General features: G+C 55.4%; 11 protein-coding genes and 1 tRNA gene. 4 read left to right on the top strand and 8 right to left on the bottom strand.

Annotated features, from left to right (window positions below; genetic code table 11):
- Both V6944_RS22495 and V6944_RS22490 read left to right on the top strand, forming a co-directional pair.
- Positions 1 to 772 (top strand): putative Ig domain-containing protein (locus V6944_RS22495; RefSeq protein ID WP_333500589.1); only part of this gene is annotated, 772 nt, incomplete at its 5' end.
- Between the two features lie 70 nt (positions 773 to 842).
- Positions 843 to 2,378: a TolC family protein gene (locus tag V6944_RS22490; protein ID WP_333500593.1), complete on the top strand. Its 1,536-nt coding sequence runs from the start codon at positions 843 to 845 to the stop codon at positions 2,376 to 2,378.
- A 113-nt stretch (positions 2,379 to 2,491) separates the two neighbouring features.
- Here V6944_RS22490 and V6944_RS22485 read toward each other — a convergent pair.
- The 3 genes from V6944_RS22485 to proB form a co-directional block, all read right to left on the bottom strand.
- A tRNA-Thr gene (locus tag V6944_RS22485) sits at positions 2,492 to 2,567 on the bottom strand.
- 113 nt (positions 2,568 to 2,680) lie between these two features.
- A complete protein-coding gene (proA, locus tag V6944_RS22480) occupies positions 2,681 to 3,931 on the bottom strand; it encodes a glutamate-5-semialdehyde dehydrogenase (RefSeq protein WP_333500588.1) in 1,251 nt (416 codons plus the stop codon).
- A gap of 10 nt (positions 3,932 to 3,941) precedes the next feature.
- Complete coding sequence (gene proB, locus V6944_RS22475) at positions 3,942 to 5,045, bottom strand: glutamate 5-kinase (RefSeq protein WP_333500587.1); 1,104 nt, start codon at positions 5,043 to 5,045, stop codon at positions 3,942 to 3,944.
- Positions 5,046 to 5,332: 287 nt separating this feature from the next.
- On the opposite strand from proB, the gene phoE reads away from it, so the two are divergent.
- Complete coding sequence (phoE, locus tag V6944_RS22470; RefSeq protein ID WP_333500586.1) at positions 5,333 to 6,421, top strand: phosphoporin PhoE; 1,089 nt, start codon at positions 5,333 to 5,335, stop codon at positions 6,419 to 6,421.
- Between the two features lie 167 nt (positions 6,422 to 6,588).
- On the opposite strand, the gene crl is transcribed toward phoE, so the two are convergent.
- The 3 genes from crl to gpt form a co-directional block, all read right to left on the bottom strand.
- A complete protein-coding gene (gene crl / locus V6944_RS22465; protein ID WP_185669664.1) occupies positions 6,589 to 6,990 on the bottom strand; it encodes a sigma factor-binding protein Crl in 402 nt (133 codons plus the stop codon).
- Between the two features lie 57 nt (positions 6,991 to 7,047).
- Positions 7,048 to 8,292, bottom strand: coding sequence for an esterase FrsA (gene frsA, locus V6944_RS22460; RefSeq protein ID WP_333500585.1), 1,245 nt, complete (start codon positions 8,290 to 8,292; stop codon positions 7,048 to 7,050).
- 106 nt (positions 8,293 to 8,398) lie between these two features.
- A complete protein-coding gene (gene gpt / locus V6944_RS22455; protein ID WP_010427903.1) occupies positions 8,399 to 8,857 on the bottom strand; it encodes a xanthine phosphoribosyltransferase in 459 nt (152 codons plus the stop codon).
- Between the two features lie 257 nt (positions 8,858 to 9,114).
- Between gpt and pepD the strand changes: the two genes are divergently transcribed.
- Positions 9,115 to 10,572 (top strand): cytosol nonspecific dipeptidase, encoded by a 1,458-nt coding sequence (gene pepD, locus V6944_RS22450; protein WP_333500584.1) that lies wholly within the window; start codon positions 9,115 to 9,117, stop codon positions 10,570 to 10,572.
- Positions 10,573 to 10,662: 90 nt separating this feature from the next.
- Here the strand turns inward: pepD and V6944_RS22445 are convergent, their stop codons facing one another.
- The gene (locus V6944_RS22445) at positions 10,663 to 11,106 is read right to left on the bottom strand and encodes a GNAT family N-acetyltransferase (protein ID WP_333500583.1); all 444 of its coding nucleotides are present in this window, start codon (positions 11,104 to 11,106) and stop codon (positions 10,663 to 10,665) included.
- Positions 11,107 to 11,108: 2 nt separating this feature from the next.
- Positions 11,109 to 12,164, bottom strand: coding sequence for a DNA polymerase IV (dinB, locus tag V6944_RS22440; protein WP_185669668.1), 1,056 nt, complete (start codon positions 12,162 to 12,164; stop codon positions 11,109 to 11,111).
- Positions 12,165 to 12,206 lie beyond the last annotated feature (42 nt).

The raw sequence follows: 12,206 nt of genomic DNA, 5'->3' as shown, positions 1-12,206 counted from the left end.
CACCCTGGCAGACGGCTCCGCCCTGCCGACCTGGCTGCACTTTGACCCGGCAACCAACACCTTCTCCGGCACACCGGGCAACGCCGATGTCGGCAACCTGAGCATCAAACTTACCGCCACCGACCCGAACAACGCCTCAGTGAGTACCACCTTTGTCCTGACGATCACCCGCGCGGACATGATCGGCGGCGACCCGCAGTTCCGCATTACGGATGGTGTAAACGGACCACGTCCGGGCGATAGCCATACGCCAGATTTTCTGACCCAGGGTACAGGTGCACCGCCGCTGAATACGCTGTTCACGACGCCGACGCTGGGCAGCTTTAGCGCCGGGCGCACCGCCGGGAGCGGCTCAATGATGGCCTCTATCTTCAACGCAGGCAGGGATAATGTGAGCGGTGATGATGTCACGAAGAGCCCGGTATCGAATATCTTCGAGCACGGTTCAACGTTCGGCAGCCGTTTTGATAGCTCGCTGGGTTCATTCCCGAGCTTTAGTAAAGATCCAGCACTGGGCGGCACCTCGTCGCTGGCCAGTGTCTTCTCCGGCATTTACCTGTCTTCAATGACCCCAATGGAGGTGTTTACCAACGGGAGTTGGAAAGACATCAACCTACACTCGCGGGCAGTGGCGGCACAGGGTACGGAACACGTTGCAGCAGCATTTACCCCATCGCTCCACCGGCAGTTACAGCACATTGGCGAAGCTGAGGGGCAACGTCTGTCAGCTATTGAACAGGCGTTGCACGACCGGGGTCAGCAGCAGGGCTAACAACTAAAAGACTACAGCAGAAGGCATTAATTCTATGATGAACGTGATGGTGGCAAACCGGCTGTCGATGATGACAACCGTGAATGGCAGCGAAGTGAAGCGCAAAAGCCGCAAGATTTTTGCCCTGAGCGCGCTGGTCGTAGCCCTGAGTGGCTGTGCCGTAACCAGCGACCCGATTACCAAAAAAGAGAGCGAGCAGCGCAGCCAGCAGGATCGCGTGGCGATGTTTAGTCAACAAGAGCCAGTTACCGCGCCGATCACCCTGTATGATGCGATGGCACGTGCACTGAAATATAACCTTGAGTCACGCTTAAAAGTAATGGAAAGCGCACTGGCCCAGCAACAGCTCGATCTGTCGCGTTATGACATGCTGCCGAAGCTTGCAGCTTCCGCAGGCTACGCCGGGCGTAACAACGTCAGCGCTTCCAGTAGCCAAAGCGTGCTCACCGGACAAACCTCTCTGGAACCGTCCACCTCGCAGGATCGTGACCGCGATGTGGCCGACCTGACGATGGTGTGGAACGTGCTCGACTTTGGCGTAAGCTACGTCAGCGCAAAACAGAAATCGGATCAGCGCTGGATTGCCGAAGAACGTAAACGCAAGGTGGTGCACACCATCCTGCAAGACGTGCGTTCCGCCTACTGGCGTGCAGTTGCCGCCGAGCGTCTGCTGGGCCAGATCGATACGCTGATTGACCGGGTAAACCAGGCGCGCGAAGCCAGCGAGCGGATGACCGCCCAGCAGGTAGGCGACCAGGTTGAAGCCCTGAGTTATCGCCGTGCGCTGATTGATGCCACCCGCCAACTGGAAGAGCAACGCCGTGCGCTGTCGCTGGCGAAAACGGAACTCGCCACGCTGATGAACCTGCCGCTGGATACACAGTACAAACTGGCGCTGCCGGGGAGCGGCGATGAGGCCGTTCCGCAGTTGAACGTGGATCAGAAAATCCTGGAAGAGACCGCGCTGGTGAGCCGCCCTGAACTGCGTGAGCAGGATTATCAGGTACGTATTAACGCCGCAGAAACCCGCAAAACGCTACTGCGTATGCTGCCGGGTATCGAGATTAGCGCAGGAGGCCATTACGACAGCAACTCGTTCCTGGTGAACAACAGTTGGGCTGACGTGGGAGTGAAAGCTACCTGGAACCTGTTCAACCTGATGTCTGGCCCGGCGGCGCACAGCGCAGCGAAGGCTAACGAGCAGGTGGGCGAGTTACAGCGCCAGGCAATGTCACTGGCGATCATGGCACAGCTGTACGTGGCGCGCGCCAACTACAATGAAGCGCTGCGTCAGTATAAAACCAGTGAAGAGCTGCGTGATCTGGATGGGCAGATCGTTCAGCAACTGCGTAACCGCTACAAGGCCAATAGCATCGGTGAACTACAGCTGATTCAGGGTGAACTGAACGCGCTGAACGCCGACCTGCGTCAGGACCTGGCGTACGCAGAGTTGCGTAACACCTACGGGCAGATTATCTCCAGCGTGGGCGTCGACCTGCTGCCGAAGACGCTGCCATCCGACAGTCTGGCGGATATCAGCAACGCGCTGCGCCAGTCGGAAGATAACTGGCAGCAAGGGAAAATCAGCACGCTGCAGTCGTTCTGATAGCACAGACTGGCCGAGGCTCTATGTCCACAGCCTGGCATCGAGGTTAAGCGGGTAAAACCGCAGTACACGGGCTTTGGGTTGATTTTGGTAGACTTGGGAAGAGCGTGAAATGGTGCCGATAAGAGGAGTCGAACCTCCGACCTTCGCATTACGAATGCGCTGCTCTACCAACTGAGCTATATCGGCCCTGCAAGATGTGCTCACGAACGTGAATCACGGGACAAAAGGTTAAAACTAACCGGGCGATGCGTCAATAGTCAGGTTAATCAACCGCCTATTTTTGCATCGCCCGCTATCAATTACGCACGAATGGTATCGTCGCCGAAGCCGATCCACTTGTAGGTGGTCAGCGCTTCAAGACCCATTGGACCACGCGCGTGCAGTTTCTGCGTACTCACCGCCACTTCCGCCCCCAGGCCGAACTGGCCGCCGTCGGTGAAGCGGGTGGAGGCGTTGACGTATACCGCTGAGGAGTCCACTTCGTTGATGAAACGGTTGGCGTTGCTCAGGGTGCGAGTCAGGATGGCATCGGAGTGCTGGGTGCCGTGTTGGCGGATGTGTGCAATCGCACTGTCCATATCCGGAACCACCACCACGTTAAGATCCAGCGACAGGAACTCGTTATCCAGCTCTTCTGCCTGCAGCGGTACCAGCTTCGCCGGGCCTTTCAGCTCACGCATCACGGTATCGTCGCCGTGCAGCGTCACGCCGCTTTCGGCCATCTGCTTGCTCAGCGCCGGCAGGAAGCGCTCAGCGATAGACTGATTCACCAGCAGCGTTTCCACGGTGTTACAGGTGCTTGGGCGCTGGGTTTTGGCGTTGACGATAATCTTCAGCGCCGGTTCAATCTCAGCGGTATCATCCACGTAGATATGGCATACGCCGATACCGCCGGTGATAACCGGAATAGTGGACTGCTCGCGGCACAGCTTATGCAGGCCTGCGCCGCCGCGTGGGATCAGCATATCGATGTACTTATCCATACGCAGCATTTCGCTGACCAGAGCGCGGTCCGGATTCTCAATGGCCTGAACCGCTGCTTCTGGCAGGCCGCACTCTTTCAGCGCGCGTTGAATCACGCCGACGGTGGCGGCGTTGGTGCGGTAGGTCTCTTTGCCGCCGCGCAAAATGGCGGCGTTACCGGTTTTCAGGCACAGCGCCGCGACGTCAACGGTGACGTTCGGGCGAGCTTCGTAAATCACACCGATAACGCCCAGAGGGACGCGGCGACGTTCGATACGCAGGCCGCTATCGAGCAGCCCGCCGTCAATCACCTGCCCTACCGGGTCGGCCAGCGTACACACCTGGCGGACATCGTTCGCAATCGAAGCCAGACGCGCAGGGGTCAGCGCCAGACGGTCGAGCATGGCTTCGCTCAGGCCGCCTTCACGGGCCTGGGTTAGATCTTCGGCGTTAGCGCGCAGGATCTCATCGCTATGAGATTCCAGATAATCGGCAATCGTTTCCAGAACCCGGTTTTTCTCCCGGCCGGATAGCAGCGCCAGTTTGTAGGAGGCCTGCTTGGCGGCAATGCCCATTTTTTCCAGCATGTTGAACTCCTTAGCGGGTGATCATGTCGTCGCGATGCACGGCAACCGGGCCGTATTCGTAGCCGAGAATGGCGTCAATTTCCTGCGAGTGGTGCCCGGCAATAAGGCGTAGCGCATCGCTGTTGTAACGGCTTACGCCGTGGGCGATGTCGCGGCCTGCAAGGCTACGGATGCGGATCACTTCACCACGAGAGAAGTTACCTGTCACGTTTTTAATGCCTTTTGGAAGTAATGAACTCCCACGTTCCAGAATTGCTGAGGTAGCGCCTTCATCCACAATCAGTTCGCCAGCCGGTGGTGCGCCAAAGATCCAACGTTTGCGGTTTTCCAGCGGAGTGTCCTGCGCGTGGAAACGGGTGCCGACAGAAACATTCGCCATCACGTCACCAATCACGCCCGGCAGGCTACCGGCAGCAATAATGGTATCGATACCAGCACGGCAGGCAACGTCAGCGGCCTGAAGTTTGGTGCCCATGCCGCCCGTGCCAAGGCCAGATACGCTATCACCGGCGACGGCACGCAGGTCGTCGTCAATACCGTAGACGTCTTTAATCAGCTCGGCGTCCGGGTTGCTGCGCGGATCGGCAGTAAACAGCCCTTGCTGATCGGTCAGCAGCAGCAGCTTATCAGCACCGGCCAGAATCGCCGCCAGCGCGGAGAGGTTGTCGTTATCGCCAACCTTAATCTCTGCGGTCGCCACCGCATCGTTTTCGTTAATTACCGGAACGATGTTGTTATCAAGCAGCGCGCGCATGGTGTCACGGGCGTTGAGAAAGCGCTCACGGTCTTCCATATCGGCGCGGGTCAGCAGCATCTGACCGACGTGGATACCATAGATAGAAAACAGCTGTTCCCAGAGCTGAATTAAGCGGCTCTGACCAACGGCAGCCAGCAGTTGCTTGGAAGCAATAGTCGCGGGCAGTTCAGGGTAACCCAGATGCTCACGCCCGGCGGCAATTGCTCCTGACGTTACGATGACAATTCGATGCCCAGCTGCATGGAGCTGAGCGCACTGGCGAACCAGTTCGACAATATGCGCGCGATTCAGGCGGCGCGATCCGCCCGTTAAAACACTGGTGCCCAGTTTGACCACCAGCGTCTGACTATCACTCATGATTCTCTGCCGTTAAAAATAAGAAATATCAATACCAGACCAACGTTGTAGCAGGTGTCAGGCCGCTTGCCAACAGGCAGCGCAGAAAGCGAGGGGTTTTGTTGCGCGGGATCAGGCAGCCTAGTGGAGAATATTGACATTTTTATGACAGAAAAACTTAAACATACTTTTTTATATTTAATCTGACATTGTCATAAATTTTTAACATGGGAAGGATAAAAACGTTCCTGTTTTTTCACAGTGGTCTTTCACAGCAAATTTTAAAGCTAAAAAATCGGGATTGAGAAATGCAAAAAACAACTCTGGCATTAACGATGATGGGTATTATTGCTTCTTCTTCAGCTATGGCAGCAGAAGTTTATAACAAGGATAGTAATAAACTGGATGTTTACGGCAAAGTAAGAGCAATGCACTACATGAGCGATGATTCCAGCTCCGATGGCGATAAAACATACGTTCGTTTCGGCATTAAAGGCGAAACCAAAATTAACGACCAACTGACCGGTTATGGTCGTTGGGAATCAGAGTTTGCTGGTAATAAAGAAGAAAGCAGCAGCTCCTCTACACAGAAAACCCGTCTGGCATTTGCCGGTCTGAAATTAAAAGACTTCGGTTCATTTGACTACGGTCGTAACCTGGGTGCGCTGTACGACGTTGAAGCCTGGACCGATATGTTCCCGGAATTCGGCGGTGACTCCACCGGCAAAACCGATAACTTTATGACCAAGCGCTCCAGCGGTCTGGCGACCTATCGCAACACTGACTTCTTTGGCGCTGTCGACGGTCTGGATTTAACCCTGCAATATCAGGGTAAAAATGACCGCGCCTACGATACCGCTAACGGTGACGGCTTCGGTACCTCTGTTGCCTACGACTTCGGCGGCAGCGATTTCGCTATCAGCGCGGCATACACCAACTCTGACCGTACCAACGTTCAGCAGGATAAAGCACTGGCCTTCGGTGGTAAAAATGCCGAGTCCTGGGGCACTGGCGTAAAATATGATGCCAACAATATCTACCTGGCGATGGTTTATACCGAAACCCGCAATATGACCCCAATTAAAGGTAAGGCAGAGGCAGATCAGGGCTTTGCTAATAAAGCACAGAACTTCGAAGCCGTTGCGCAATATCAGTTCGATTTCGGTCTGCGTCCATCCCTGGGCTACGTGCAGATGAAAGGTAAAAACCTGGAAAACGGTATCGGCGATCAGGATCTGATGAAATATGTTGATGTGGGCGCGACCTATTATTTCAACAAAAATATGTCAGCGTTTGTTGATTATAAGATCAACCTGGTTGATGAATCTGATGTGACTAAACGTCTGGGTATTATGACCGATGATGTGGTTGCTGTAGGTATGACCTACCAGTTCTAAGACAGGAAATAATAACGCCAGGCAACTGGCGTTATTTTCTTCTCAATATAAAAGGCCAGCGAAGTTTGCTGGCCTTTTATATTGGTTTATACCTGATGGCGGCTTTGCCTTATCTGGCCTACCTAACAAATGGTAGGCCTGATAAGCGTAGCGCCATCAGGCATTGGCTATGCCGTACGCTTCACCGCTTCATTGGCAAACCCGTCAGCGGGCTCCAGCGCCAGGTCCAGCGTCGCCAGCAGATCTTTTGCCCGCTCATGGAAGCCGCGCAGCGTTTGCTGCAGGCGTTCAACGACCTCAGGGTCTTTGATCGCGACGGCCTGCCAGTGACCCTCTTTATCGAACAAGCCGAACTGGTAGCTGTAGGTAAAGCGGCGTTCTTCCGCTTCCATTTCCATCCACCAGCCCCAGAACTCACGCTTCTCCGGCGCAGGTTTTACGTTTACACATACCGCCAGACAGTCGAAAAAAAAGCGGTTATCTTCGCACTGTTCTTCGCGGATATAGGGGCCAAGCGCAGTGAATTTCTTGATCAATCTACTCTTCGGGTGTCCACTCGGTAACGTCATTGCGATCTCCTTTAGTGATGCAACTGTTTTACCAAATCAATAGAATTTAGCAATGCATTAACAAAATCTATTATTGATCCACCCGGCAATTTCTTTCAGTGCCCGATCGAAATTGCGATATACCGGGTTAAACGGGATCGGCATCAGTTTGCCCTGCGCAGATGACGAAACAATTAACCGCGACTCCTCTTCCGGGCTGAACGGATCGTTATCCCAGTAGCCTGAGAGCATCGGCGTTGGGCAACGTCGGCCCAGCAGCCCCTGCGTCTTCAGTGAGTAGCGATTCAGTTCGACGCGCAGCGCTTCGTCCGAAGCATCGTGCATGCCCAGGCGCGAGGCCAGCACGTCAAGATACATCTCCGGCACGCGGCCCTGATGCAGTGGGTCGTTGAGCAAACCGTGTACCACCGGGCCAAGACAAGCGACGGCTTTCAGGCGTGACGCTTCCAGGTAGGCAAGACGCACGGCAATGTTCGCCCCGAAGCGGAAACCAAACGCCGCCACACGGGTATGATCAACCCACGGAATATCCGGCAGCGCGCGCAGCGCGTGCTGGTGCAGCATACTGGAGTCCTGAGTCAGCTTCCATTTAGAGGAGAAGCCAATCGACGGCATATCCAGCGTCAGCATCGCAATGCCGAGCGGTGCGAAGTAGTGCTCATAAAGGCTGTAGTAATCGGTCTGCAGGCCATCCAGCCCACCGCACATCAGCACCGTGGGGAACGGGCCATTGCCTTTCGGCATGTGCAGGAACCCGGTTACCGGTGAACCGCCAGGAATGGCAAATTCCAGCTCGCGGATTTCCCCCGGCAGACGCTGAGCCGCCTCTTCATAGGCGCGGTTTGCCAGCGCCTGCGCCTGCTCGGCGAGATCGTCGCCCTTCAGGTGCGGGTACGCGGCAATGCTATAAAGGTTAGAGGCATGCAGCCAGTGGCGGCCGCTGAGGGCTTCGTCTTGCTCCTGGGTGGCCTTCTGCTGCCAGAGCATGGCCTGAGAAGACCATTCATAAATCCAGTTACCGCCGCGATAGCCCACCACGGTGTCATACAGTTCGTCGTCGGTACGTTCGGCCTTGCTCATCACAATGCGCGCCTGCACGTCGAGAATTTCCTGCGGGGTAACACCGCGCCAGATCCACATCAGGCGGTTAATCATTCGGTACCAGTGCGGTACGTTATTGCCGCTGAGCGCCGACTGCATATGGGAGGTACTACCATTGTTGAACCGGCGTACCAGCGTTGACGTTTCAGGGTGTTTAAAACGCGGCTTGAATAGCGTTTCGCTGAGATTAGCTTCTGGCATCACAAAACCTCCATAGATACTTTCCTGGATTTATTGTAACGCGTAGGACGTTAAATAAAACAACGCCCGGCATAACCGGGCGTTGGAAGCGCATTAATTGACAGAATTAACGGCCAGAAATAGGCGGTACGAACACCACGCCCATATCCCAAGGCTGTTCAATCCAGGTATCCTGCGGGATATCAATAACATAATCGTCAACCAGCGGACGGCCTGCTGGTTTAGCGAAGATGGTGACGAAATGCGCTTTCGGGTACATTTCGCGAATCGCTACTGCGGTACCGCCAGTGTCTACCAGGTCGTCAATAACGATAAAGCCTTCGCCATCGCCTTCAGCGCGTTTCAGAACGGTCAGTTCGCGCTGGTTGTCGTGGTCATAGCTGGAGATGCATACGGTGTCGACGTGACGAATGCCCAGTTCACGTGCCAGCAGTGCGCCCGGTACCAGACCGCCGCGACTAACGGCGATAATGCCTTTCCACTGTTCAGAAGGCATCAGGCGTGCAGCCAGTTTGCGTGCGTGAATCTGCAACATGTCCCAGGTGACGACGTATTTTTCGCTCATGTGAAGTTGTCCCAGCCTATGTTATACGGCTTAAAAATTGTTCAAGGGGGAAATGGGTTGCGCGAGATTATAGAGATCTGACGCACTAAAAACCAGTGTTAAGCGGAATCCGGCGCGCTTTTTACGTGGTTTGTTCTACCGGAAGAAGCAGAAAGTGGTATTCTCAACCCCATCGCGCAAGCCAGTCTTGTGGTATGTGTATGTGCTAACCCTTTACCTGCAAGCGACTTTTGCAGAACGCCGTAAGGAGACTCACCGTGTCTGAACTGTCTCAATTATCCCCGCAGCCGCTGTGGGATATTTTTGCCAAAATCTGTTCTATTCCGCACCCTTCTCATCATGAAGAGCAGCTCGCCGCGCACATCGTTGGCTGGGCGAAAGAAAAAGGTCTTCACGCAGAGCGCGACCAGGTTGGCAACATTCTGATTCGCAAAGCCGCGACCCCAGGTATGGAAAACCGTAAACCGGTTGTACTGCAGGCTCACCTCGATATGGTGCCGCAGAAAAACAATGATACCGTTCATGACTTCGCCAAAGACCCTATTCAGCCGTACATCGACGGTGAGTGGGTAAAAGCGCGCGGCACCACGCTGGGTGCCGATAACGGTATCGGTATGGCTTCCGCGCTGGCGGTGCTGTCCGACGAGTCCGTTGAACACGGTCCGCTGGAAGTGCTGCTGACCATGACCGAAGAGACCGGCATGGACGGCGCGTTCGGTCTGCAACCAAACTGGCTGCAGGGCGACATCCTGATTAACACCGACTCTGAAGAAGAGGGTGAAATCTACATGGGTTGTGCCGGTGGTATCGACTTCACCAGCAACCTTCCGCTAACCCGCGAAGCGATTCCTGCGGGCTTCCAGGGCTTCAAGCTGACGCTGAAAGGCCTGAAAGGCGGTCACTCCGGCGGTGATATTCACCTCGGTCTCGGCAACGCCAACAAACTGCTGGCCCGTTTCCTGGTCGCTCACGCGAACGAGCTGGATCTGCGTCTGGTCGACTTCACCGGCGGTACCCTGCGTAACGCCATTCCACGTGAAGCCTCTGCTGCGCTGGCAATCCCAGCGGATAAAGCTGATGCGCTGAAAGGCCTGGTAGAAACCTACCTGCACATTCTGCAAAACGAACTGTCGGCGAAAGAGAAAAACCTGACGCTGGTTCTGGAAACCCAGACCGTTGACGGTAAAGCGCTGACCGCCGCTTCTCGCGATGCGTTCATTCAGCTGCTGAACGCGACCCCGAACGGCGTGATTCGTAACTCCGACGTGGCGAAAGGCGTGGTTGAAACCTCTCTGAACGTGGGCGTGGTGTCCATGACCGAAGATACCGCCACCATTCACTGCCTGATCCGTTCCCTGCTCGACAGCGGTAAAGATTACGTGGTGAGCATGCTGGAATCTCTGGGCGCGCTGGCCGGTGCTAAAACCCAGCCGAAAGGGGGCTACCCAGGCTGGCAGCCGGACGCTAACTCTCCGGTGATGCACCTGGTGCGTGAAACCTATCAGCGTCTGTTCAACAAGGTACCGAACATTCAGATCATCCACGCGGGTCTGGAATGTGGTCTGTTCAAGAAACCTTATCCAGACATGGATATGGTCTCCATTGGGCCAACCATCACCGGGCCACACTCTCCGGATGAGCAGGTTCATATCGAAAGCGTTGGCCAGTACTGGCAGCTGCTGACGGAACTGCTGAAAGCGATTCCGGCGAAGTAAGTTTTGAGCCGTTCCCGGCGGCGCTTCGCTTGGCCGGGCTACATTATTCGTAGCCCGGCCAAGCGAAGCGCCGCCGGGAATATCACCACCCTACCTGACCTTCTCCATCCGATAGTTCACAAACGTCTCTCCGCGCGCTTCCACTTCTTGTTCTGCCACCACCACAAATCCCAGTCGTTCAAAACACGCTCTGGCCGTGATACTTGCTTCTACCGTTAACGTTCCCGTCGGTATTCTGGCGAACAGCGCTTTCAGCAATGCGCTGGCGATCCCCTGGCGTGAATACGATGGGTCGACAAACAGCAGGTCAATATAAAGCTCAACGGCGGTGACAAAGCCCACCGGCACGTCATCAACCGTCGCCACCAGAACCAGAGAGTCGGCCATTTTTTGCCGCCAGCGGATTTCATCGACCTGCGCCCAGGCGTTTACCTGGGCAGGTGAATAGTGCTGGCTGGCCGTTTCTCTTATCGCGCGCTGAAAAATCTGGCATAGCGTGGAAAAATCACCGTCACGGTATTCACGAATCAGCATGGTTAAATTCCTAAAAGAAGCTGTCTTTCCAGCTGCGGGTCGAGCAGCGTAACGTGCAAGCCAACCAGACGCACCCCACGCCCGGCACGGCGTTCCTGCCAGGACTGATAGGCCGTGGCAAGCAGATCGTCTTTGGTCAGTTTCGGCCAGACGTGCTCCTGGGTGGTTTGCTGGAAATCATTAAATTTGAGCTTTATCCCCTGCCGGGCAATACGTAGGTCTGGCCGGACTTTCGCCAGCCGCCGTTCGAGTTCTGGATAAAGACGTTCGACGATCGCTTCGCAGTCGGCCCATTCATGAATGTCCTCTTCCAGCGTTCGCTCTACGCCGATCGACTTTCTCTGGCGATCGTTATGGATCTCACGCTCATCGATCCCATGACTGCGCTCCCAGAGGATCCGCCCGAATTTACCAAAGCGTTTGAGCAACATGGCGAGATCGCTGTTCTGTACGTCTTCACAGGTACGTAACCCCATGCTTTCAAGCTTCGCGGCCGACACCTTACCCACGCCGGGAATTTTACCGAGCGGCAGGGTTTTGAGAAAACCGGGAACCTCGTCCGGCGTCAGCACAAACTGGCCGTTGGGTTTGTTGAGGTCAGAAGCGATTTTGGCGAGAAACTTCACCGGTGCCACCCCCGCCGATGCGGTCAGCGAGAGTTCGTTGAAGATAGTCTGGCGGATCTCCTGGGCCATCAGGGTCGCCGAGCCATGACAGTGGGGACTCGCACTGACGTCCAGGTAGGCTTCATCCAGCGAGAGCGGTTCGATAAGCGAGGTATAGCGGGAGAAGATCTCCCGGATATGGTTGGACGCTTCACGATAGGCCTCAAAGCGCCCCGGCAGTAGCGTGAGATGCGGGCAGAGCTTCAGCGCCATTCCTGTCGGCATGGCGCTGCGCACGCCAAATTTGCGCGCCGGATAGTTCGCCGTGCTTATCACTCCACGCTGTACCCGACTGCCGCCAATGGCGATAGGAATATCGCGCAGCGCCGGATTGTCGCGCATTTCCACCGCCGCGAAGAAGCAGTCCATATCAATATGGATTATTTTGCGCATCGTTAGCCCTCACTTACCACTGGATAAGTATACAGCACAACA

Origin of the sequence: Kluyvera sp. CHPC 1.2972 (genome assembly GCF_036759925.1) — a bacterium.
Classification (GTDB): Bacteria; Pseudomonadota; Gammaproteobacteria; order Enterobacterales; family Enterobacteriaceae; genus Kluyvera.
This window is presented reverse-complemented; position numbering and strand designations above follow the sequence as displayed.